The sequence below is a fragment of the Actinokineospora diospyrosa genome (assembly GCF_024171925.1).
GTDB classification, from domain to species: domain Bacteria; phylum Actinomycetota; class Actinomycetes; order Mycobacteriales; family Pseudonocardiaceae; genus Actinokineospora; species Actinokineospora diospyrosa.
Genome location: NZ_JAMTCO010000002.1, coordinates 44,802 through 68,551 on the forward strand (window position 1 = coordinate 44,802; position 23,750 = coordinate 68,551).

At 73.1% G+C, this 23,750-nt stretch carries 15 protein-coding genes and 1 pseudogene; 10 read left to right on the forward strand and 6 right to left on the reverse strand.

Annotated features, from left to right (window positions below):
• Window positions 1-11 precede the first annotated feature (11 nt).
• Complete coding sequence (locus LV75_RS02890; protein ID WP_253885047.1) at window positions 12-6,020, forward strand: WD40 domain-containing protein; 6,009 nt, start codon at window positions 12-14, stop codon at window positions 6,018-6,020.
• Between the two features lie 5 nt (window positions 6,021-6,025).
• Here LV75_RS02890 and LV75_RS02895 read toward each other — a convergent pair whose 3' ends face one another.
• Entirely contained in the window at window positions 6,026-6,736 is a 711-nt protein-coding gene (locus tag LV75_RS02895; protein WP_253885048.1) for a class I SAM-dependent methyltransferase, read from the reverse strand.
• A 42-nt stretch (window positions 6,737-6,778) separates the two neighbouring features.
• On the opposite strand from LV75_RS02895, the gene LV75_RS02900 reads away from it, so the two are divergent.
• Window positions 6,779-7,435, forward strand: coding sequence for an HAD family hydrolase (locus LV75_RS02900; RefSeq protein ID WP_253885049.1), 657 nt, complete (start codon window positions 6,779-6,781; stop codon window positions 7,433-7,435).
• Window positions 7,436-7,474: 39 nt separating this feature from the next.
• Here the strand turns inward: LV75_RS02900 and LV75_RS02905 are convergent, their stop codons facing one another.
• On the reverse strand, window positions 7,475-8,803 hold the full coding sequence (locus LV75_RS02905; protein ID WP_253885050.1) for an alpha/beta hydrolase: 1,329 nt from the start codon (window positions 8,801-8,803) through the stop codon (window positions 7,475-7,477).
• Window positions 8,804-9,115: 312 nt separating this feature from the next.
• Here LV75_RS02905 and LV75_RS02910 point away from each other — a divergent pair, with 312 nt between their 5' ends.
• Together LV75_RS02910 and LV75_RS02915 are read left to right on the forward strand one after the other, a co-directional pair.
• A complete protein-coding gene (locus tag LV75_RS02910; RefSeq protein ID WP_253885051.1) occupies window positions 9,116-11,212 on the forward strand; it encodes an ATP-binding protein in 2,097 nt (698 codons plus the stop codon).
• Between the two features lie 175 nt (window positions 11,213-11,387).
• Window positions 11,388-11,924, forward strand: coding sequence for an HDIG domain-containing metalloprotein (locus LV75_RS02915; RefSeq protein WP_253885052.1), 537 nt, complete (start codon window positions 11,388-11,390; stop codon window positions 11,922-11,924).
• 137 nt (window positions 11,925-12,061) lie between these two features.
• On the opposite strand, the pseudogene LV75_RS02920 reads toward LV75_RS02915, so the two are convergent.
• From LV75_RS02920 to LV75_RS02930, 3 genes and pseudogenes are all read right to left on the reverse strand, one after another.
• Window positions 12,062-12,406: pseudogene (locus LV75_RS02920) on the reverse strand (galactose-binding domain-containing protein); the annotation flags it as partial.
• Between the two features lie 21 nt (window positions 12,407-12,427).
• Window positions 12,428-12,886, reverse strand: coding sequence for a hypothetical protein (locus LV75_RS02925; RefSeq protein ID WP_253885053.1), 459 nt, complete (start codon window positions 12,884-12,886; stop codon window positions 12,428-12,430).
• 126 nt (window positions 12,887-13,012) lie between these two features.
• Entirely contained in the window at window positions 13,013-13,495 is a 483-nt protein-coding gene (locus LV75_RS02930) for a DUF4383 domain-containing protein (RefSeq protein ID WP_253885054.1), read from the reverse strand.
• Window positions 13,496-13,614: 119 nt separating this feature from the next.
• Here LV75_RS02930 and LV75_RS02935 point away from each other — a divergent pair, with 119 nt between their 5' ends.
• Complete coding sequence (locus LV75_RS02935; RefSeq protein ID WP_253885055.1) at window positions 13,615-15,489, forward strand: ATP-binding protein; 1,875 nt, start codon at window positions 13,615-13,617, stop codon at window positions 15,487-15,489.
• Window positions 15,490-15,519: 30 nt separating this feature from the next.
• Here the strand turns inward: LV75_RS02935 and LV75_RS02940 are convergent, their stop codons facing one another.
• Window positions 15,520-15,909: a BlaI/MecI/CopY family transcriptional regulator gene (locus tag LV75_RS02940; protein WP_253885056.1), complete on the reverse strand. Its 390-nt coding sequence runs from the start codon at window positions 15,907-15,909 to the stop codon at window positions 15,520-15,522.
• Window positions 15,910-16,003: 94 nt separating this feature from the next.
• On the opposite strand from LV75_RS02940, the gene LV75_RS02945 reads away from it, so the two are divergent.
• The 5 genes from LV75_RS02945 (at window position 16,004) to LV75_RS02965 (ending at window position 23,686) form a co-directional block, all read left to right on the forward strand.
• Window positions 16,004-16,921 carry a M56 family metallopeptidase gene (locus LV75_RS02945; RefSeq protein WP_253885057.1) on the forward strand — a complete coding sequence of 306 codons (918 nt, stop codon included), beginning with the start codon at window positions 16,004-16,006 and terminating at the stop codon, window positions 16,919-16,921.
• A gap of 282 nt (window positions 16,922-17,203) precedes the next feature.
• Window positions 17,204-17,425 (forward strand): MbtH family protein, encoded by a 222-nt coding sequence (locus LV75_RS02950; RefSeq protein WP_253885058.1) that lies wholly within the window; start codon window positions 17,204-17,206, stop codon window positions 17,423-17,425.
• Window positions 17,425-18,714 (forward strand): salicylate synthase, encoded by a 1,290-nt coding sequence (locus LV75_RS02955; protein ID WP_253885059.1) that lies wholly within the window; start codon window positions 17,425-17,427, stop codon window positions 18,712-18,714. The genes LV75_RS02950 and LV75_RS02955 overlap by 1 nt, the downstream gene beginning before the upstream one ends.
• The gene (locus LV75_RS02960; protein WP_308210838.1) at window positions 18,711-22,100 is read left to right on the forward strand and encodes a non-ribosomal peptide synthetase; all 3,390 of its coding nucleotides are present in this window, start codon (window positions 18,711-18,713) and stop codon (window positions 22,098-22,100) included. Before LV75_RS02955 ends, LV75_RS02960 begins: the two co-directional genes overlap by 4 nt.
• Window positions 22,097-23,686: a (2,3-dihydroxybenzoyl)adenylate synthase gene (locus tag LV75_RS02965; protein WP_253885060.1), complete on the forward strand. Its 1,590-nt coding sequence runs from the start codon at window positions 22,097-22,099 to the stop codon at window positions 23,684-23,686. The genes LV75_RS02960 and LV75_RS02965 overlap by 4 nt, the downstream gene beginning before the upstream one ends.
• The last annotated feature ends 64 nt before the right edge of the window (window positions 23,687-23,750 follow it).

The window sequence follows — 23,750 nt, forward strand, 5'->3', positions numbered from 1 at the left end:
GGGAGGCCCGGGTGAGCCCCGTGGAGTCGGATGTGGCCCAACGCCTCGCCGAGGCGCGCAGGCGGCAGGGGTGGCCGGTGGCCCGGCTGGCCACCGAGTGCGCCCGGCTCGGCGCGGACGGCCTGGACGGCGCGGCCATCACCGCCATCGAGGCGGGCACCCGGGGCGCCACCCCCGGCGAGGTCTCGGTGCTCGCGGTCGCCCTCGGCGTGGCCGTCACCGAACTGGCCCCCGAACCGACCCAGCTGGCCCGGTCCACCCGCCCGTCCCCACCCGTTCTCTCCGCACTGCCCGTCCCGCCCGCTGTATCCACTTCACCCTTGCCCCAGTTGCCCAACCCACGCGCGTCGGTCCGCGGCCCCCGCCCGCCCCGCTCCGGCTCGGTGGACTTCTTCATCAGCTACTCGCTGGCCGACGACGACTGGGCGACCTGGATCGCGCACGAGTTGGAGGCGGCCGGGTACTCGGTGATGATCCAGGCCTGGGACTTCGTGCCCGGCACGCACTTCCTGGACTTCATCGACCGGGGAATCCGCGAGTCCAGCGCGCTCATCGCCGTGCTCTCGCACGACTACATGCGCTCGCAGTACGGCAGGCTCGAGTGGATGGCCGCGTTGCAGGCCGCGCACGACCACCCCGACACCAAACTGCTGCTGCCGGTGCGGGTGGAGAACATCTTCCCGGACGGGCTGCTCGCCCCGATCACCTTCGTCGACCTCGTCGGCATCGACGACCCGGAGTCGGCCAGGGCGCGGCTGCTCGGCAACATCGAGCACGCCCTGACCGGCCGCGCCAAGCCCGGCGCCAACCCGCGGTACCCCGGAACGGCCGCCCCGCAACCGGAACCGCCGCGGGAGAGCATCCCCGCGCCGCGCCGCGAGCACGCCAAGGCGACCTTCCCGCCCACGGCCCCCACCGCCGGTCCGCGCCACGAACTCGGTGTCCTGTTCATCCCCGGTCCCAGGTTCGGCGCGGGCGGGGAGAACCCGGTCGATCGACTGGCCACTTTGGACGCGCGGTTGACCCATCTCGGCGAGGCAGGACTGCCTGCACCGGAACTGGTCATCGTCAGCGGCAGCCTCACCGACTCCGGTACCCGCGAACAGTTCGAGCAGGCCCGCGGTTTCCTCACCGGGTTGCGGTCCCTGCTGGGGATCGACGCGGGCAGGCTGGTGATCGTGCCCGGCGGCGGCGACATCACCGGCCCCGCCTGCGAGGCCTATTTCGCGCAGTGCCGCGCGGAGAGCATCGACCCGGAACCGCCGTACTTCAGCAAGTGGCTGCACTTCGAGCGCCTGCACCGCGAGATCCACCCGAGCGGCACGGTGTTCGACGCGAACCAGCCCTGGTCGCTCATCGAGCTCCCGGACCTGCGCGTGGCCGTCGCCGCGCTCAACTCGACCGTCGTGCACACCCACCTGACCCCGGGGCAGCCCGGCCACCTCGGCGCCGAGCAGCTCGCCTGGTTCTCCACCGCCCTCGCCGCCTACGAACAGGCCGGTTACCTGCGGATCGGCGTGGTCGGCCACACCCCGTCGGCCAGGGGCGCCGCGGCCCTCGACGACGCCGAGGCGTTCGACGCCGTCCTCGGCGACCACCTCAACCTGCTGCTCACCGGCGAGGGTTCCGGAACCGCCGAGATCGAGCCGGGACCCGGCGGTCTCGCCGTGATCCCCCCGCGCGGGGGTCCCCGGTTGCTGCACCTCACCGGTGACGGCGCGCAGAGCTGGTCGCTCGACGACACCCCCCGCCGCGTCGGCCACACCGAGCGGCCCTGGCGCGAGGCGGGTCAGGCGTTCACCGCCCCGTCCAGCGCCGGTCCGCAGTTCCGCGAGCCGCCCGCGCGCTCGACCGACGACGAGTACCCGGTCGACCAGTTGCTGCGCCGGATCACCGAGGTCATCGAGGTCCGCCACCCCCGCGCCGCGGTCCGCAGGCTCCCCGGCCGCCCGCCGGTGCTGCGGGTCAGCTACCCCGACGGCGACGTGGTGCCGCAGTTCCTGATCGCCGCGCACATCGGCGAACCCACCGCCGCCGAGGTCGCCGCGCTGGCCAGGGTCCGCAGGCGCAACGCCGAGGAGCTGATCTCCGAGCTGGTCTACCAGGGACCGACCCCCGGCCTGACGCTGCGGTCCGACGCGCTGCGCGACGGGGTCCGGGTGCGCAGCTTCACCGAGTTCCAGGGGCTACTCGACCTGCGCGGGTACGTCGCGGCGCAGACCGAGCGGCTGGCCAAGGACCGGGTGTACCCGCCGGAGCTCTACGTGCCGCAGCGCTTCCGCGAGACGGCGGGCACGGCGGCCTCGGACGCGGCCGTGCGCGAGGACGTCGTCGAGGAGCTGCTGGAGCTGCTCTCCGCCGACGAGGGCCGGTTCGTGCTGCTGATGGGCGACTTCGGCCGGGGCAAGACCTTCGCCATGCGCACCCTGGCGATGACCCTGCCGAGCAGGCTGCCCGGGGTCACCCCGATCCTCATCGAGCTGCACGCGCTGGACAAGGCGCACAGCGTGGACGGGCTGGTCGCCGCGCACCTGGCCAACCACGGCGAGTCCCGCATCGACCTGCGCGCCTTCCGCTACCTGCTGCGCGAGGGCCGGGTCGTGCTGCTGTTCGACGGGTTCGACGAGCTGGCCAGCCGGGTCAGCTACGACCGCGCCGCCGACCACCTCACCACCCTGCTCTCGGCGGCCGAGGGCCGGGCGAAGGTCGTGGTCACCAGCCGCACCCAGCACTTCCAGAACGACGCCCAGGTCCGCACCGCGCTCGGCGCGCTGGTCGGCGCGCTGGCCCAGCGGCGCATCCTGCTGCTGGAGGACTTCAGCCAGCGCCAGATCGACGCCTACCTGCTCAACCGCTACGGCGCCGACGAGCAGGCCGCCCGGGAGCGGGTCGAGCTGATCGGCCGGGTCGACGACCTCGGCGGCCTGTCGCGCAACCCGCGGATGCTCAGCTTCGTCGCGGGCCTGGACCCGGAGCGGCTCGCCGCTGTCGCCGCCCGCGACACCATCAGCGCCGCGGGTCTCTACGAGGAGATCCTCACCTCCTGGCTCGCCCACGAGCACCGCCGCGCGCACCCGCCCGGCGCGCAGGCGGGGCTCACCATCGACGAGCTGCGCTTCGCCGTCACCACGTTGGCGCTGCGGGTGTGGGAGTCCAACGACGTGCTGCTGCGCCTCGACGACGTCGCCGAGGTGGCCGAGGCGCTGGCCGGGTTGGCCGACACGCCGCTGTCGCCGCCGCAGGCCACGCACGCCGTGGGCGCGGGCAGCCTGCTGGTGCGCACCGACGACGACCTGTTCGGGTTCATCCACGCCTCGGTGATGGAGTGGCTGGTCGCCAAGGAGATCGCCCGCCAGCTCGGCCTCGGCGACGGCAGGCCCGCCCTGCTCGGCCGCCGCAAGCTCTCCCAGCTCACCGTGGACTTCCTGTGCGACCTCGGCGATCCGGGGCGGCTGCGCGAGTGGGCGGCGCGCCCGGGTGGCGACCCGGTCACCGACGCCAACGCCCTCAAGATCAGCAAGCGGCTGCGCACCCCGGCCAAGACCGACATGCGCGAGGCGGTGCTGCGCGGGGAGGACCTGTCGCACCGCGACCTGTCCGGGGTGGACCTCACCGGCGCCGACCTGACCGATGCGCTGCTCATCGGCACCAAGCTGGCCAGGGCGACGCTGCGCGGTGCCCGGTTGCGCCGGGCCCGCCTGGACCGGGCCGTGCTGCGCGACGCCGACCTGTCCGGGGCCGACCTCACCGGCGCCCGGCTCGCCGAGACCGACCTGCGCGGCGTGCTGGTCACCGGCAGCACCTGGACCAGGGCCGCGTTGATCAACGTGGTCGCCGACCCGGCGCTGCGCGCGGCCAGGGAACTGCGGGCCGCCGCGATCACGCCGGGGCAGCCGGTGCTGACCGGGCTGCGGCCCGCCGGGGTCGGCGTCCAGTTCGGCTTCGAGGACGGGCGGCTGCCCCGCCCGCTGGCCTACAGCCCCGACGGCTCGCTGCTCGCGGTCGGCAGCGGTGACGGCGGTGTGCTGCTGTGCGACACCGAGAAGGGCCTGCCGCTGCGCACCCTCAACGGCCACCTGGACCGGGTGTACGCGGTCGACTTCGGCCCGCCGGACAGCGCGCTGATCACCGTCGCCGCGGACGGCACCGTCCGGTTCTGGGACCCGGCGACCGGCGAGCCCGGCGTGGTGATCGCCGACGGCGCCGGGCACACGGCGCCGGTGTGGCCGCTGCGGATCTCCCCGGACGGCGCGGTGGTCGCTTACGGCGACGGCGCGGGTGAGGTCATCGTGCGCTCGGTGCCCGGTGGTGAGCAGCTGCACCGGCTCGGCGGGCACGTCGAGCGGGTTTGGGCGGTCGCCTTCCACCCGGGCGGCACGCTGCTGGCCACCGCGGACGAGTCCGGTGTGGTGCGGTTGTGGGACTTGGCGACGGGTACCGAGCGGCATAGGTTCGCCAGCCCCGGCGCGGCGGTCTACACCCTGGACTTCAGCCCGGACGGGCGGTTGCTCGTGGTCGGCGGCCAGCACGCGCACCTGCGGCTGCTGGACGTCGACTCCGGCACCGAGGCCCACCGGCTCGAAGGACACACCGGGCACGTCTACGCGGCCACCTTCCACCCGGAACTCGACGTCCTGGCGACAGGTGACATCTCCGGCGCGGTGCGGCTCTGGAAGATCCCCCCGACCGGTAGGCCTACCTCGGAGGTCTTGCAGCACCGGCACGCCACCAACGTCTACCACCTCGCGTTCAGCCCCGACGGTCGCACGCTCGCCAGCGGCGACAGCGACGGCACCGTGCGCGTGTGGGACACCACGACCGGCCAGGAGACCTACGAGCTCGCCGCGCACCGGGGCGCGGTGTGGCCGCTGGCCTTCCGCGCCGACTCCGCGCAGCTGGCCACGACCGGCCGCGACGGCACGGTCCGGCTCTGGGACCCGGTCAGCGGCAGGCAGCGGTTCGAGGTGCACGGCCACGGCCGCCGGGTCACCCAGGTGCACTTCAACCCGGCGGGCGACCTGCTCGCCGCGGCGGGCAACGACGGCGTGGTGCGGGTCTGGGACCCGGTCACCGGCCGCAGGCTCCAGGTCCTCACCGGCCGCGGCGACCAGCTCACCGGTGCGGTGTTCAACCCGGTGAAGCCGTTGCTGGCCACCGCGAGCAACGACGGCGGCATGCACCTGTGGCAGCTGAGCACCTGGCACGCGGGCCAGGAGGTCGACGTCGAGACCGAGTACGTCTGGGCCAGCGCGTTCTCCCCGGACGGCGAGGTGCTGGCCACCGCCAACGACGACGACACGGTCCGGCTGTGGTGGCAGGCGACCGGGCGCGAGGTGCTGGTCCTGCTCGAGCACCGCGGCCGGGTCCGCTCGATCGTCTTCAGCCCGGACGGCTCGCTGGTGGCCACCGGCTGCGACGACTCGAAGGTCCGGCTGTTCGACCGCGAGACCGGCGCCTGCCTGGCCACCCTGGAGGGGCACACCGACCGGGTCTACGACGTCCGGTTCAGCGCCGACGGGCAGGTGCTGGCCAGCGTCAGCAACGACGGCACCGCGGTGCTGTGGCGGGTCGCCGACCACGCGCTGGTCCGGGTGTTCACCGCCCAGCGCGGCAGGCTGTGGGCCGGGGCGTTCAGCCAGGACGGCCGGGTGCTGGCCGTCGCGGGCGACGACGCGGTGATCTACCTGTGGGACACCGCGACCGGGACCGTGCTGGCCCGGCTGAGCGGGCACACCCGGCGGGTGCTGTCGCTGGCGTTCAGCCCGGACGGCCGCACGCTGGCCAGCGGCGCCGCCGACGGCACGACCCGGCTGTGGGACGTGGCCGAGCGCCGGTTGCGGTTGACGATGATCGGGCTACCCGAGGCGTGGGCCGCGGTGACCCCGGAGGGCCGGTACAAAGTGGAGGGAGCGCAGGCCGGCGAGTTCTGGCACGCGGTCGGGCTGTGCCGCTTCGAGGTCGGCGAGCTCGACGGGGTGCTGCGCGAGGCGCGCGCGGTGCCGCTGGAGGAGCCGTTCTGAGCCGGTCACGCCAGCCGGACCCCGGCGACGACGAGGGAGCCGCCGAGGGTGGGCCAGCGGCGGGCGGCCCAGCGCGAGCGGAACTCGCGGCGCCGGGTCCGCCAGACGACGTGGTTGGACCGCGGCGGCGACGGCGCGAACCCGGCCGCGCGCAGGCCGGTGGCCAGCAGCGGGTAGGTGAACGGGCGGATGTGCAGGTGCAGGTACTCGTGGAACGGGTCGACCTGCCGGGGCGCCTGACCGAGCAGGAACCGCAGCCGGTCCTGCGCGGGCGCGAGGTTGGGCGTGGTCAGCACCAGGATCCCGCCCGGCCGCAGCACCCGGTGGCACTCGGCCAGCAGCAGCGCCGGGTCGTAGACGTGCTCGATGATCTCCCCGGCGAGGACGCCGTCGAGCGAGCCGGTCCGCACCGGCAGCAGCGCCCCGACGTCCAGGCGCACGGCCGCGACACCGGCCCGCAGCGCCGCCCGGCACGCCTCGGCGACCACGTCGCAAGCGACGGGGCGCAGGCCGCGCCGCCCGAGCAGGTCGCCTACCTCGCCACCACCCGCGCCGAGGTCGGCCACCACGGCGCCTGCGGGCAGGTGTTCGGTGAGCATGTCCAGCGCGTGCCGCAGCCGCAGCCGGTGGTAGGGGTCGCGCAGGTAGCCCGCGACCTCGTCACCCGAGTAGCCGCGCACGTTGGCCGCCGTGGCCCTGTTCTGCGCTCGCCGCACCCGACCATGATCGCAGACCGGGGCTGAGGAAGGGGGCCGCGCGTGCGGATCGACCACATAGTGTGGGACTGGAACGGAACCCTCTTCGACGACGGCGACGCCTTGGTGCGGGCCACCATCGAGGCGTTCTCCCGCACCGGCCTGCCCGAAGTCACTGTCACCGGGTACCGGGAGAACTTCACCCGCCCCATCTCGGACTTCTATGAACGCTTGGCGGGCAAGGCTCTTACAGCGCAACAACAACTCGACCTCAATGCGCACTTTCAACGCTCTTACGCCGACTTGCTCGAACAGGCCAGGCTGCACGCCCACACCATCGCGGCGCTAGCAGCGTGGCGCGACGCCGGTAGGACTCAGTCACTGTTGTCGATGTACCCGCATGAGCGTCTGGTTGCCTTACCGCAGTTCCACGCGATCGCCCACTTCTTCGACCGAGTGGACGGCATGCGTTCCGATGAGCTGCAACGCAAAGAACCCCACCTGCGCAGGCATCTCGACGCCGTTGGCGTTGAGGACGTGCTCATCGTGGGGGATAGCGATGACGACATTCGCGCTGCCCAGGCTTGCGACGTTCCCTGCGTGCTCTATCACCCGACTCGCGGCGCTCTAGTCAGTCAAACCCGTGCCGAAGGTCTTGCCGTGCCGGTCGTGCGGGAGTTGGGGGACGCGGTCCGCTGGGCGTTGGGGGAGCGGCCGTAACCCTCGCTCGCCCCGGGTGGGAGCGAGCGAGGGATCAGCTCACGGCCGCAGCAGGTAGTCGATCTCCCGCTGCCTGGTCGCGGTGTCGTTGAAGTACGCGGTGTGCCCCACCCCCGTCCAGGTCAGCAGCCGGGAACCCGAGATCTGGCAGGCGAGGCCGATCCCCCAGGAGTGCGGGGTCGCCGGGTCGTGCTCACCGCTGACCACCAGGATCGGCGGCGCGCCGCGCACCGGCGTCGGACCCCACGGGTTCTTCGCCGGGATGGGCCAGCCCAGGCAGCCCGCCTGCACGTCCCAGCCCTCGACGTGGCCGCGGGTGGTCGGCGCCACCCGGCGCACCTCCGCCACGCGCGCCGACATGTCGGCGAACGAGCGGATGTCGCTGGGGAAGTCGTGGCAGGCGATCACCCGGTACGCGGGCGCGCTGCCGCCCTCTTCGAACCCCGCGCGGTCGCGGATCGCGGTCGCCAGGTCCGGCCAGTAGTCGGTGAGGCTGAGCAGGCCGTAGGCGGAGTAACCGATCTGCTCCGGGGTCAACCCGCCGACCCCGCTGTCGAGCAACGCGCTGTACTCCGCCCGCACGTCCCGGCCGTGCAGGGCGCACGAGGTTTCCGCCGCGCACCACCGCGCGAACGCGCCGAACACGTCCTCGGTCGCCCTGGCCTCGTCGACGGCCAGCCTGCGGCTGCCGATCGTGTGGTCCAACGCGCCGTCGAGCACCGCGGCGCGCACCCGGTTCGGGTACATCCCGGCGTAGGTCGCGCCCAGCAGCGACCCGTACGACAGCCCCAGCCAACTGATCTTCTGCTCACCCAGGGCCGAGCGCACGACATCGATGTCGCGGGCCGCGCTGACCGTGTCGACGTGATCGATGAGCGGCCCGGTCGCCGCCCGGCAGCCCGCGGCGACCCGGCGGTTGTAGCCGATCAAGCGGTCGTACTCCGCGCGGGTGCTCGGGAACTGCGTCACCGCCGGGTCGTTCGGCGGCACCGGGCAGGCGATCGCGGGCCTGCTCTCGCCGACACCGCGCGGGTCGAGGCCGATGATGTCGAAGCGCGCCCGCAGGTCGGCGGGGAACAACTCGGCCCCGTGGTCGCGCACCAGCGCCCGCCCCGGGCCGCCCGGCCCACCCGGGTTGATCAGCAGCACCCCGATCCGCCTGGCCGGGTCGGTCGCCCGCAACCGGCTCACCGCCAGCGTGATCTTCTCCCCGCCCGGACGCGACCAGTCCAGCGGTACCCGTACCTCGCCGCACTCGGCGGCCGCGCATTCCTGCCACGCGATCCCCCCGGTCGCCGCGGCCGGGGCGGCGGTGAGCACCGCGCCGACGAGGGCGACCGGGACCGCGAGGGTCCATTTCCTCCACATAGGACGATCCTGTCGACGCGCCGCGTTGCCCGGCGTCCTCCTGCGGGATGACCGCGACTCCCGCCGCTGTGCTGATGCGCCAGCTGTGCCGGTGCGAAGTCGTTGTGGACGCTGGGTGAGCGGCCGGGCACACAACCGGTGCGCGGGTCCGGATATCGCCGCTGCGGTGGGGTTCGGGTCGTTGTCGGTTGTGTTCCAGTTGCCCGGGGCACACGATCCGGTGGCGCTCATTACGTTCATGTCGGGGTGGGTCCCGGTCGATGACAGGTGAGCAGGAATCCCACTGGGGACCGTGATCGGGGAGGGCAGGCGGTGAGCGAGATCGCGCGGTTGGCGGCGTTGCACGGGTACGGCGTGCTCGACGCGCCCGCTGACGACGAGCTGTCGGCCGTGGTGCGGGTGGCCGCCCACGTGGCCGGGGTGCCGACCGCGACGCTGAACCTGCTCGACGAGCACCGCCAGTGCCAGCTGACCACCGTCGGCTTCGACGGCGTCGACTCCGCGCGCGCCGACTCGATGTGCGAGACCGTCGTCACCACCGGCGTGCCCGTGCACGTGCCCGACGCCAGCCTCGACGACCGCTTCGCCGACAACCCCTGGGTCACCGGCGCACTCGCCAAGGTCCGCGGCTACGCCTCGGTGCCGCTGATCACCCGCGAGGGCCACGTGCTCGGCACGCTGTGCGCGTTCGACACCGAGACCAGGGACTTCACCGACGCGCAGATCGCGGCGCTGCAGGACCTCGCCCGGGTCGTGCTCGGCCTGTTCGAGCGGCGCAAGCACGCCAGGGTCACCACCGCTCTGGCCGCCGAGGCCGAGTCGGCCCGCTCGCTCGCCGAGGACTACGCGCGCGACCTCGAGGCCCGCCAGGAGCTGACCAGCGCGGTCCACGAGACCATCGACGTCGCCATCGTGGCGTGCGACGAGCACGGCAGGCTCACCCTGTTCAACCGCGCCTCCCGCGACTGGCACGGCCTGGACCCCGACCCCGAGCTGGACCCGGCCGACTGGTCGCACCGCTACAGCCTCTACGCCGCCGACGGCGTCACCCCGCTCGCCCCCGAGGACGTCCCGCTGCGCCGCGCGCTGAGCGACGGCTCGGTCGCCGACGTCGAGATCGTCATCGCCCCGCACGGCCGCGAGCCGGTCCGCGTGGTGTGCACCGGCCGCGCCCTCAAGCGCGCCGACGGCACCCCGCTTGGCGCCGTGGTCTCCATGAGCGACGTGACCGTCGAGCGCGCCCAGCGCCAGGAACTCGCCGACCGCGAGCGGCTGCTGGCCACGATCCTCGACACCGCCCCGGACGCCTTCATCGTCGCCGACGCCCAGGGCGCGGTCACCGCGTGGAACCCGGCCGCCGAGGCCATGTTCGGCTGGACCGCCGAGCAGGCCACCGGCCGCCGCCTCGACGAACTCATCATCCCGGCGCGCCTGGCCCAGTCGCACAACGAAAGCCTCGCCGCCCGCGCCCTGACCGGCGTCCCCAGCCTGACCGACGGTCTGGTCCAGGTCCCCGCCCGCCGCCGCGACGGCAGCGGTCTGCTGGTGGAGCTGAGCCTGGCCTCGTTCACCTGGCGCGGCGAACGCCGCTTCCACGCCTTCCTGCGCGACGTCACCGAGCGCGAGGCCGCCCGCGAGCGCGTCGCCCTGGCCAACAGCGAACTGGCCGCCGCCAACGACGAGCTGGACCGGTTCACGGCCATGGTCGCGCACGACCTGAAGTCCCCGCTCACCGCCATCACCGCTTACACCGAGGTGGTGTCGGACCTGATCGCCGACCGCGGCCCCGGCGAGCGCAAGGCCCTCACGGCCATCTCCAGCGCCGCCAACCGGATGACGATCATGATCGACGACCTGCTCGCCCACGCGCGCTCCTCGCACGAGTCGCTCGGCCTGCGCGAGGTGGACCTCGACGGGATCGTGGACGACCTCGCCGCCGAGCTGAGCGCCGGTAGCGCGCGGGTGGAGATCACGCGTGATCGCTTGCCCGCGGTTCCCGGTCACCCGACGCTGCTGCGTCAGGTGATGGCGAACCTGCTTGGCAACGCTGTGAAGTACGTCGCCGCAGGGGTCACCCCGCGGGTGCACGTCGCTGCCGAGTGGACTGATGGCGCGGTGACGATCACCACCAGCGACAACGGGATCGGCATCCCGGCGGATGCTCGGGAACGGGTGTTCGCGTTGTTCCAGCGGGCGGACGCCGGTGCGGACTACCAGGGGACGGGGATCGGGCTCAGCACGTGCCGCCGGATCGTGGAGCGCCACGGTGGGCGGATCTGGGTGGAGGCCGCGCGGGGTGGTGGGACGCGCGTGCGCTTCACGGTTCCGGCTAGCCCCACCGCGCCACCGCCGAGGGTGAGCGACGCGGCGGGGGAACGACGGGTGGATCGGTCCGCACCCCGGCGGTGAGGATGTCGCCGCAACCGGTGCCACACACAACAAGTCCGCCGCGGTGAGCGGAGTTGGCGCCTGTGGCTTCCCGCGGTCGGGGGCGGAGCCGGTGTGGCCAACCGTTCACGGCGGCGGCCACCGGAGTTAACGATCATGCCGCCGTCCGGCCCGGTGGGCTGGGCAACCTGGAGCAGTGCCCGACACGGCCCTGCTCGTCTCGGCGGTCGACCTCGCGGCGACCCTGCTGGCCCCGCTGGGAACCCGTTGGCACCACACCATCGGCGTCGCCCACCGCGCCGAGCGGGTCGCGAGCACCGTGCGCGCCGCGGACCGCGACCTCCTCGTCGCCGCCGCGTGGCTGCACGACATCGGGTACGCGGCCCGCGACACCGGCTTCCACCCGGTCGACGGCGCCCGCCACCTGTCCGCCCTGGGGTGGCCGAGCAGACTGGTCGCGTTGGTGGCCCACCACTCCGGCGCCCGCTTCACCGCCCAAGCGCAGGGCCTCGGGCACCTGATGTCGGCCTACCCGCACGAGGACAGCCCGGTCTCCGACGCGCTCGCCTACGCCGACCAGACCACCGATCCCGAGGGCGGCCCGGTCACCCTGCGCGGCCGCTTGGCGGAGATGTTGGCGCGGCACGGGAGCGACTCGGCCAACGCGCGCGCCCACCACCTGCGCGGCCCTTACCTGCACGCGGTGGCCGACCGCGTCGAGGGACGGCTCTAGGCGCTATCCGCGCCCGCGCGGCTCCTGGCCGCGCGGGCGGAAAGCCCAAGTACAACCCGATACGTGCGGCTTCCCGCCCGTGCGCCCAGGAGCCACGCGGATCACCGATCCCACGCACCAGACCTGCAGGGCAGCGCCTAGCGGGCGAAAGCCTGGATCTCGGCCACCCGCACCTGGTCGGGTTGGTCGGACGGACCGACCTTGGCCACGACGCGCACCCCGCGGGCGACGCGTGGTGGGAAGGTCACGGTGAAGGTGGTCGTGGTGGCGTAGTCGACGGTGCGGACCGTGTCCCACCACTTCTCGGACTGGTTGAGCACCTGGATGTCGAAGTCGCGCAGCGGGGCGCCCGCCGAGGTGTGCACGACGACCCGGGTGATCTCGCGGTAGTGCAACCAGCGGACGTAAACCCACTCCGGGTTGTCGGTTGTCTTGCGGCCGTACCCGGGTGACCAGTACGTGTCGGTGCGGCCGTCCTTGACGTTGTCGGTGGTCCCGTCGGACTAGGAGGAGATGGCGGTGCCGCCGCGGGCGTAGTCCTCCCCTGGCTGCGGTGGCGGGATGTTCTCCGACGGGGTGGACCAGGTGGGCGAGGTGCTGACGGGTCTGGACGTGCTGGGGCTGGGCGTGGTTGTTGTTGACGGGGTCGTCGTGCTCGGTGTGGTGGTGCGGGTCGGGCTGGCGCTGCCGGAACTGGACGACGACCACGTGGGCCAGGTCGAGCTGCTCGACGGCCAGGTGGGCCAGGTCGGGTCGGTCGTCGACGACCAGGTCGGGTAGGTGGACGACCACGTCCCGGACGAGGAGTACCAGGAAGAAGTGGGGTAGGGCGAGCTGGCGGGCAGCGCGGGCGCGGCCGCGCCGGTCGAGGTGGCGGTGGCCGTGGCGGCGAACGTGCCGAGGAGGGTGATGGCGGCCAGGGTGAGGGCGGCGGGCAACTGCTTCTTGGCGGGCAAGCGCACCGGGGCGTCCTTTCCTCGAGGTGCCGCCAAGGTAGCCGCGGTGATCATCGGGCGGACAGGGCACAGCGGTCCCCGGCGGGAACTCTGCCCGCGCGGGCAGAATTCCCGCAGGACAACGGGTTTGGCTCAGTCCAGGCGCACTGGGGTGCGGCGCACGCGAACGCCGAAGACCATGCCGAGCAGGACCATCGCCGCGCCCAGGCCCAGGTGCAGCCAGTTGTCGGCGTTGTTGATCGGGATGAAGTTCGCCGCGCCGTCGTGGTCGATGAGCATCCCGTAGGCCCACAGCGCCAGGTAGACGAGCCCACCGACCACCAGGAACTCGCGCGCTCCGCCGTCGCGGCGGGCCATGACCAGCCCCGCGGCGCCGAAGGCCAGGTGGACCAGGTTGTGCAGGACCGACACCGCGAAGGTGCCCAGCAGCAGCGCGCCGCCGTGGTGGCCCGCGAAGGTGAGCTCGTCGAGGTGGCTGGTCACGCCCGGGACGAACCCGAGCACGCCGACCAGCAGGAACCCGCTCGCGACGAGGACGGCGGCCGCGCGGACCGGCTGGAGCACCGTGGTCGCGTCGCGGGAAGAGCTGTGCGGGTAGTGGTGTGCGGTGGACATGGTGGACCTCCTCCACGCACGGCTACCAACCGGTCGCGCCGGGCAAACCCGGGCCGTGTGAAGTGCACTCGGCTGTGCGACGGCCTCATCCGCCTGCCCGTTGTGTCGATATCGCAGGGGTGACCACGGATGGTTTGCAGGGTGCGGAGGACCGCTCGGGTCCCCGCACGTCCGCATACCGGGTGGTCGGCGCGGGGTTGGCCCTGGCGGGTCTGGCCCTGGTGGTGGTCGTGGCGAGCGCGGTGTTCGAACCGACCACCGGCACCGTCGTCATGTGGGCGTGCGTCGCCGCGGCCGCACTGGTCGGGCTGCACACCTGGCAGGCGATCCGGCAGGTCAGCGCCGGTGTGCGGGCGGTCACCGAGGCCGCGGCGCGGATGGGCGCCGGTGAGTCGGACGTCCGGGTGCCCGCGGTGACGTGGCCCGCCGCACTGGCCAGGATGGCCGCGGCGCTGGACTCGTCGGCGCGGGTGTTGCGCACCTCCTCGGCCGCGCGGTCGGCGTTCCTGGCCACGATGAGCCACGAGATCCGCACGCCGATGAACGCCGTCGTCGGGTTGACCGGGTTGCTGCTGGACACGGAGCTGACCGGTGAGCAGCGTGACCTCGTGCACACCGTGCGCGACAGCGGCACCGCGCTGCTGGGGGTGCTCAACGACGTCTTGGACTTCGCCAAGCTGGAGTCCGGCGAGGGCGAGCTGGAACACGTCAGCTTCGACGTGCGGGAGTTGCTCGACAGCGCGACCGCGCTGGTCGCGGCCGCCGCGGCGGACAAGGGTTTGCGGACCCGGGTCGTCGTGCTCGGCGACGGCCCGGTCCGGCTGGTCGGCGACGTGGCCCGGTTGCGCCAGGTGCTGGTGAACCTGCTCGACAACGCGGTCAAGTTCACCGAACGCGGCCAGATCGAGACCACCGTCGACGTCCACCCCGCCCCCGCCGACCGCGTGTGGCTGCGCGTCACCGTCCGCGACACCGGCGTCGGCGTCCCGGCGGACAAGCTCGGCACCCTGTTCACCCCGTTCAGCCAGGTCGACGGCTCCACCACGCGCGCCTACGGCGGCAGCGGCCTCGGCCTCGCCATCGGCAAGCGCCTGGCCGCCGTCATGGGCGGCGACCTCACCGTCAGCAGCATCGCGGGCGTCGGGTCCACCTTCACCCTGACCGCCCTGCTCGGCATCGCCACCGACGTGGCCGCCGCCCCGCGCACCGCCCCGGTGTCCCCGACCGGCCCCCTGCGGGTCTTGGTCGCCGAGGACAACCACATCAACCAGAAGGTCGCCCGCCTGATGCTCGCGGGTCTGGGCCACCACGTCGACACCGTCGCCAACGGCCACGAAGCCGTCCAGGCCCTCCGCGGCGCCCCGTACGACGTCGTGCTGATGGACGTCCGCATGCCGGTGATGGATGGCTTGGACGCCACCCGCTTGATCCGCACAGAACTCCCCGCCGACCGCCAGCCGCTGATCGTCGCGTTGACGGCCAGTGCGTTGGTGGAAGACCGGGCGGCTTGCTTGGCAGCGGGGATGGATGATCACCTCGCGAAGCCGGTACGCGTCCCCGACTTGGTGGCCGCGCTGTCCGGAGCCGCTGCTCCCGCTGCTGGCGCTGTGCTGACCCTTGAGGCGCCGATCCATGAGGCCCCGGACCACGAGACGGCGATCCGGGCACGGCTGGAGGAGATCAGCGGGCCCAATCCGCCCGCGGACGAGCTCGAGTTCCTGGCCCACCTGCTCACGTCTTACACATCCAAGACGCCTGCGGCGGTGGATTCCCTTGCCGCCGCTGTGGTCGCCGGGGATGTTGAGTCGATCGTGGTGCAGGCACACACTTTGAAGGGGTCGGCCGCGAACATCGGCGCGTCGACCTTGGCCGACATGTTCGCGGCGCTCGAGCACAACGCGGGCGGGGGGATCGCTGAGCTGGACGCGATCCGAGCCGAGTACGCGTTGGTGGCAAAGGCTTGCACCGCCGTGGCGCGTTCCTTCGCCGGCTAGCTCATCGAGCCGCGCGGTTGACCCCGGCGCTCAGCCCTCGCCGAGCAGGCGGCGCAGGGTCTCCTCGTCCCGTTTGTCCAAACCGGACACGAACCGGGTGAGCACCGAGGTGTGGTCGGCCTCGGCGTCGAGCAGCCTGCTCATCCGCCAGGCGACCAGCGCCGACGGGTCGGTGACCGCGGTGTAGCGGTAGGCCCGGCCGACGCGGGTGCGGGTGACAGCCTTCTTCTCGTACAGCCGGGTCAGCGTCGTGACGACCGCGCTGTAGGACAGCGACCCAGCCGGTTCCAGCAGTTCCAGCAGCTCACCGGGGGAGAGCGGCTCGCCCGCCTCGGCGAGGGTGTTCAGCACGTGGGCGGCCAGTTCGCCGGGTCTGCGCCGTGGGGCGGACCTGCCGCTCGAGTCGTCCTCATCTTGCACACGCGCATGGTACATAGCGCTACCTGCGCCAATGGACTTTCCGGTGGCGGGGCGGGCAGGATGTCGTGGCCGACGATCGAGGGGGACCGCCGCCGTGTTCGACCACTTCGCCTGGTCCGTGCTCGCCACGCCCGCGCTGGTGCTGGTGGTCGCCTGGCTGCTGGTGGACCGGCTGCGCCCGGACCTGGCCGCGCGGGTGTTCGCGGTCTCGGCCGTTGTCGCCGCCGCCGCCGCGGTCGTGAACCTCGCGGCGTTCGCGCTCAAGGCCCTCGCCGAGTTGCCCGTCGTGGCGACCTGGGGCGGGTGGTCGCACCAGCGTGTGGTCGCCGACACAGCGCACGTCCCGTGGGTGTCGTGGCTCTCCGCCGGCTGGTTGCTCGCCGCGCTCGCGTTGGCGCTGCGGCTGTGGATCCGGCGCAGGCACGAGCTGAGCGCGGTGCGGGGCGACTGGGCGGGCGACGGCGACGTGGTGCTCGTCGAGGACTCCAGGGTGGACGCGTTCGCCGTCCCCGGGCGGCCGGGTCGGATCGTGGTGACCACCGGGCTGCGGGAGCTGCTCGACGACCGCCAGTTCCGCGCCGTGCTCGCCCACGAGCGCGCCCACCTCGACGGCGGTCACCACCGGCTGATCTGGTGGGCCCGCCTCGCCGCGGTCACCACCCCGCTGCTGCGGCCGGTCGCCAAGCAGGTCGAGTACCTGGTCGAACGCGCGGCCGACGAGGCGGCGGCCGCGGTGATCGGCGACCGCGAGCAGGTCGGCCGCGCCATCGGGCACGCCGCGCTGGCCGCCGCGGGCAGTCGGACCGAGCGGCCCGCCGGGTCGCTGATGGCGCTGGGCGCCGCCCCCGGGATCGTGCCGCGCCGGGTCGCCGCGCTGTTCGCGCCCGGCCGGGGTGGTCGGTGGGCCGGGGTCTTCCTGCCGCTGCTGGCGCTCGGCACCGTCGTGTGGACCGGCGAGTGCGTGTACGACCTGTTCGAGCTGCTCAGCCTCGCCGGGTGGACCGGCCCCTGAGGGTCTTGCTTCTACACGTCCGTGAAAGATAGGCTAGGCTAACCTCAGGTGGTGCGGGCCGCCCGACGACCGTGTCCCGGTCGCGGGGAACGGCGCCCGCCACCCGACGTGCCACGGTGATCGCACCGTCCTGTGAGGACGATCCCGGTGGTGCTGCCAACCCCAGGTCCCAGCCGTGCGCCCGGTGCGCCCGGCCGATGCCGCCTGCCCACAGCCGGGATCCCGCCGACCGGGACCGCCCGAGCCAGGACCGCCCGAGCCAGGACCGCAAGGAGTGCGCCGATGTCGACCAACCCGTTCGACGACGAGGACGGGACCTTCCTCGTCCTGGTCAACGCCGAGGACCAGCACTCGCTGTGGCCGATCTTCGCCGAGGTCCCCGCGGGCTGGACCGCGGTGTACGGGCCCGCGGCGCGGTCGTCCTGTGTGGAGTACGTCGAGCGCGCCTGGACCGACCTGCGCCCGGCGAGCCTCGTCGAGCGCATGGCGTCGGGGCAGGCCTAGTGACCGCGAGCCCGCTGCTGGCGCCCGCCGACCCGCTGCTCGCCGCCGCCGCGGTCGCGCGCGGTGCGGAGCCGCCGTTCGTGCTCTACGAGCGCGACGCCCGGTGGGTGCTGGCGGCGGGGGCGCGCGCCCGGTTGCGGATGGACGGCACCGGGGTCACGTGGAGCACTCCCGCCCGCGAACAGCGATTACCGCTGAGCGCCGACCCGCTGGGGCAGGTGGCGGAACTGCTCGCGGGAAGCGGTCTCCCGAGTTGGCGCGCCTACGGGTGGGCCGCGTTCGAGCTGGCCCGCCTGCTGCACCTCGGTCGCGCGGACGGTCCTCTGCTGGACCTGGTGATCCCCAGCTACGAACTGGTCATCGGCCCCGACGGCCTGCACGAGCACGGCACCGCGCCAGCAGGCCTGCGCCCGGTCGCCGACCTGCCCTGGGCCGACCCGGTCGCCGACCTGGTCGACCCGGAGGCGCCGGACGAGACCTACCTCGCCGCGGTCGTCGAGACCGTCCGCGACATCCGGGCGGGTGGCCCGGACAAGGTCATCCTGTCGCGCGTCGTCGCGGTCCCCACCGAGATCGACTTCGCGGCCACCTACGTCGCGGGCCGCCGCGGCAACACCCCGGCCCGCTCGTTCCTGCTCGACCTGGGGGACCTGCGCGCCACCGGGTTCAGCCCGGAGACCGTCGTCGAGGTCGACGCCGCGGGCGGGGTGTCGACCCGCCCGCTGGCCGGGACCCGCGCCCTGGTCGGGGACCCCGTGCGGGACCTGGCAACCCGGCGGGAGCTGCTCGCCGACCCCAAGGAGATCTTCGAGCACGCGATCTCGGTGAAGCTCGCCCAGGACGAGCTGGCCGGGGTGTGCGCGCCGGATTCGGTGCGGGTGGAGGAGTTCATGACGGTGCGCGAGCGCGGCAGCGTGCAGCACCTGGCCTCCCGGGTCCGCGGCGAGCTCGCCGCGGGCCGCACCGCGTGGGACGCCTTCGCTGCCCTCTTCCCCTCGATCACCGCCTCCGGCATCCCCAAGGTCGCCGCCGTCGAGGCCATCGCCAAGCACGAACCGCGCCGCGGCCTCTACAGCGGCGCCGTGCTGACCGTCGACTCCGATGGCGCGCTCGACGCGGCTCTGGTGCTGCGGACGGTGTTCAGCGCGGGTGGGCAGACCTGGCTGCGCGCGGGCGCGGGCGTGATCGCACTGTCCACACCGGAACGCGAGTGGACCGAGACCTGCGAGAAGCTGCGCAGCATCTCCCGGTTCCTCGTGCCGGTCGAACCGAAGGGAGCCGTGCGGTGAGCGCGGTGGACTACGACGCGCTGCTGGCGGCGGTCGCGGAGCTGACCGAGGAGGAGCCCGGCGACATCGCGGCGGGCACGAACCTGTTCGAGCTGGGACTGGACTCGATCGCGCTGATGAAGCTGGTCGGCGGGTGGCGGCGGGCCGGGGTGGTCGTCGACTTCGCCGAGCTCGCCGCGAACCCGACTCTCGGGGCGTGGAGCGCGTTGTTGGCCGAGCGGAGCGGCACCCCAGCCGAAGCGGCCGAAGCAGTGACTGACGTGGTGACCGATGTAGACGGTCCGTTCCCGCTCGCGGTGCTGCAGCACGCCTACTGGGTCGGCCGAGCTCCCGGGCAGCGCCTCGGTGGGGTCGCCGCGCACCTCTACACCGAGTTCGATGGCGCCGGCGTCGACCCGGGGCGGCTGAGCGCGGCGGTCGAGCGCTTGATCGACCGGCACGACATGCTCCGCGTGGTCCTGTCCGACAACGGTGACCAGCGGATCGCGCCGACCTCCGGCTGGCGTGGCCTCACCGTGCACGACCTGCGCGACACCGCCGACGCGGACCGCGAACTCGCCGCCATCCGGGACGCGAACTCCCACCAGCTGCTCGACATCGAGCGCGGTGAGGTGTTCGCCACCGCGCTGAGCCTGCTCCCCGGCGGCCGCACCCGCCTGCACGTGGACGTCGACATGGTCGCCGCCGACGCGGTCAGCTACCGCGTCCTGCTGGCCGACCTCGCCCGCTACTACCAAGGCGAGACCGACGACGAACCCCTGGGCTACAGCTACCGCCAGTATCGCGGGGCCCGGCGCCAGGACGAACAAGACAAGGCCGCCCGCTGGTGGCGCGACCGCCTCACCGCCCTGCCCGGCGCCCCTGATCTGCCCCGGGCCGCCCGCGATTCCGAACGCCCGAGGGTGACCAGGCGCGCGGTCGTCCTCCCGGCCGCCGAACGCGCGGCGCTCGCCGAGCGGGCCAAGGAGCGCGGGGTGACCGTGGCGATGGCCGTGGCCACCGCGTTCGCCGAGGTCGTCGGCCGGTGGAGCGCACGCGGGGAGTTCCTGCTCAACGTGCCGATGTTCGACCGCGAGCCGCTGCACCCCGATGTCGCCCGGCTGGTCGGCGACTTCACCAGCTCCATCCTGCTCGCGGTGGACCTGACCGCGCCAGCGACCTTCGCCGAGCGCGTCCGCCAGGTGCAGGCCAGGGCGCACGAGGACGCCGCGCACGCCGCGCACAGCGGTGTCGAGGTGTTGCGCGACCTCACCCGGCTGCACGGCGAGCAGGTCTTGGCGCCGGTCGTGTTCACCAGCGCGCTCAACCTGGGTGAGCTGTTCGACGACCGGGTCCGGGCGAGCTTCGGCGCGCCGGTGTGGATCATCTCGCAGGGCCCGCAGGTGCTGCTGGACGCGCAGGTGACCGAGCTCGACGGCGGTCTGCTGGTCAACTGGGACTGCCGCGACGACGAGGTCGCCGACGGAGTGCTGGATGCGATGTTCGCCGCGTTCGCCGACCTGGTGCACCTGCTCGCGGCGGATCCGATCGCCTGGGACGCACCGGTTCTCGCCGCACTGCCCGACGCGCAGCGTGCCCGGCGCGAGCGGGCCAACGACACGACCCTGGTGCGCGTGCGCGGGCTCCTGCACGAAGGCTTCTTCGCCTGTGCCGCGGCAAACCCTGACGCGCCAGCGATCCTCGGCGACGAGGTGATCACCTACGGTCAGCTCGCCGACCGCGCCCTGCGAGCGGCGGGGGAACTGGTCCGCCTCGGTGTCACCCCCGGCGACACGGTCGCGGTGTCCCTGCCCAAGGGGCCGGAGCAGATCATCGCCGTGCTGGGTGTCTTGGCCGCGGGCGGCACGTACGTCCCCATCGGCGTCGAGCAGCCACCGGCCCGGGTCGACCGGATCGTCGCGCTGGCCAAGCCGCGGGCACTGATCACCGAGCTGCCCGATGGCGAACCGTTGGCGGAACCGGTGTTCGTCGACCCCGCGCGGGCGGCCTACATCCTGTTCACCTCAGGATCCACCGGCGAGCCCAAGGGCGTCGAGGTGCCGCACCAGGCCGCGATGGCCACCATCGACGACCTCGTCGCCCGCTTCGCCATCGGCCCCGACGACCGCACCCTCGCACTGTCCGCTTTGGACTTCGACCTCTCCGTGTTCGACCTGTTCGCCCCGCTGTCGGTGGGTGGCGCGGTGGTCCCGGTGACCGAAGACCGCCGCGACGCCGCGGCCTGGGGCGGGCTCGTCGCCGCGCGCGGGGTGACGATCGTCAACTGCGTGCCCGCGTTGCTCGACATGCTCCTGTCCTCCGGTGCGGCCTTGGGGTCGTCGCTGCGAGTGGTGTTGCTCGGCGGTGACTGGGTGGGTGTCGACCTGCCGGGTCGATTGGCCGCAGCGGTCCCGGGCTGCCGGTTCGTCGCGCTCGGAGGCACCACGGAGACCGCGATCCACTCGACGGTGTGTGAGGTATCCGGCCCGGTGCCTGAAGACTGGCGCTCAGTGCCTTATGGCACGCCGCTGGGCGGGGTCCGGCTTCGCGTGGTCGACCACCTCGGCCGCGACGCGCCGGACTGGGTGCCCGGTGAGCTGTGGATCGGCGGTGCCGGTGTGGCCGCCGGGTACCGGGGTGATCCCGAGCGCACCGCCGACCGGTTCGTCATCCGCGACGGGCTTCGCTGGTACCGCACCGGCGATCTGGCCCGCTACCGCGGCGACGGGGTCGTGGAGTTCTTGGGCCGTCGTGACCACCAGGTGAAGGTGCGCGGTTACCGGGTCGAGTTGGGTGAGGTCGAGGCCGCGCTGCAGGCGAACCCCGCGATCCGGGCGGCGGTGGCGGTCACCACCCCGGCGGGACTGTTGGGGGCCGGTGTCGTCGCTGAAGGAGAGTTCGATGAGGCTGCCGTGCGCGCGGCGGCAGGAGAACTGTTGCCCGCGCACATGGTCCCGGAGGTCGTGGTCGCGATCGAGTCGGTTCCGTTGACCGCCAACGGGAAGGTCGACCGCGGCGCGGTCCGGGACCTGGTCGGTCACCCCGCTCGTGCGGGCGGCCCACACCCGCGCACCCCGCTGGAGCGGGTCGTGGCCCTGGCGTGGCGGGAGGTGCTGGAGGTCGACGCGGTCGGCGTGCACGACGAGTTCTTCCGGGTCGGCGGCGACTCGGTGCTCGCGACCGCGGTCGTGGCGCACCTGCGCTCCACATTGGACACCACGGAGGTGTCGGTCCGCGCGCTGTTCGGCGCCCCGACCATCGCCGGGTTCGCGGCCGCGCTGGCCGGGGGGCAGCGCGCGGCGGGTCGGTTGGAGGCGGTCGCCGAGCTGTTCTGGGAGATCGAGGGGCTCTCCGACGACGAGGTGGTCGGCGGCTTGGCGGACGAGCGGACGGAGGCGCAGGCGTGAGCACGCTCATCGACGGGGCGGTCGGGTGGCCGGAGGAGTTCGCCGCCCGCTACCGCGAACGCGGGTACTGGCGCGGCGACACCCTCGGCGGGCTGCTGCGGGACTGGGCGCGCAGTTTCGGCGACGACATCGCGGTGGTCTGCGGCGAGGAGCGCGTCAGCTACCGCGAACTGGACCGCCGGGCGGATGTCTTGGCCGCCGGGCTGCTCGACCTCGGCATCGCCCGCGACGACCGGATCGTGGTCCAGTTGCCGAACGTGACCGAGTTCGTCGTGCTGCTGTTCGCGTTGGCCAGGATCGGCGCCATCCCGGTGATGGCGCTGCCCGCGCACCGCCGCGCCGAGATCACGCACCTCGTGGAGCTGTCCAGCGCCGTCGGTTACGTCATCCCCGATGTGTTCCAGGGGTTCGACCATCGCACCCTCGCCGCCGAGCTCGATGTCCGCCACGTCCTGGTGGTCGGCGACCCCGGTGAGCACACTGCACTGTCCACAGTGGCTGGTGAACCACGTGAGCTGGACCCGGTCGACCCGACTTCGGTCGCCCTGCTGCTGATCTCCGGCGGCACCACAGGGCGCCCCAAACTGATCCCGCGCACGCACGACGACTACGCCTACAACGCCCGAGCCAGTGCGGAGGTCTGCGAGCTCACCTCCGCCGACCGCTACCTGGTGGCCCTGCCCATCGCGCACAACTACCCGCTCGCCTGTCCGGGCGTACTCGGCATCCTCGGCGTCGGTGGCACCGCTGTGATGGCACCCGCGCCGAGCCCGGACGTCGCGTTCGCCCTGGTGGAGAAGGAAGGCGTGACCGTGACCGGGCTGGTCCCGCCGATGGCGAGGATGTGGGTCGAGGCGACCGAGTGGTCCACAGAGGACCTGTCCAGCCTGCGGCTGATCGAGGTCGGCGGCGCCAAGATGGACCCGGACCTCGCCCGCGCGATGCCGCCCGCGCTGGGCTGCGTCGCGCAGCAGGTGTTCGGGATGGCCGAGGGCCTGCTCAACTACACCCGCCCCGGCGACTCGACCGACCTGCTCGAGAACTCCCAGGGGCGACCGCTGAGCCCGGACGACGAGGTCCGCGTCGTCGACGCCGACGGCCACGACGTCGAACCCGGTGCCGTGGGGGAGTTGCTCACCCGAGGCCCGTACACGCTGCGCGGCTACTACCGGGCCGAGCAGTACAACGCCACCGCGTTCACCCCGGACGGCTTCTACCGCAGCGGCGACCTGGTGCGCCAACTTCCCAGCGGCCACCTGGTCGTCGAGGGCCGGATCAAGGACGTCATCAACCGCGGCGGCGAGAAGGTCCCCGCCGGTGAGCTGGAGGACTTGCTGCTGGCCCACCCGGCCGTCGCACAGGCCGCCGCCATCGGGCTGCCGGACGAGACGCTCGGCGAGCTGGTGTGCGCGGTGATCGTCGCCGCTGGCACGCCGCCCAAGCTCAAGCAGTTGCGGGCGCACCTGGCTGAACTGGGCCTCGCCCGCTACAAGCAGCCGGACAAGCTCGTCGTGCTCGACCGGTTGCCGCTCACCGCCGTCGGCAAGATCAGCAAACGCGACCTGGTCGCCCAGCTCAGCCCGTGACCCCAGAGCCGCCCGCCGACCTGCCGCCTGCTTGCCGACCCGCCCGGGACAGCGCGGACCAGCC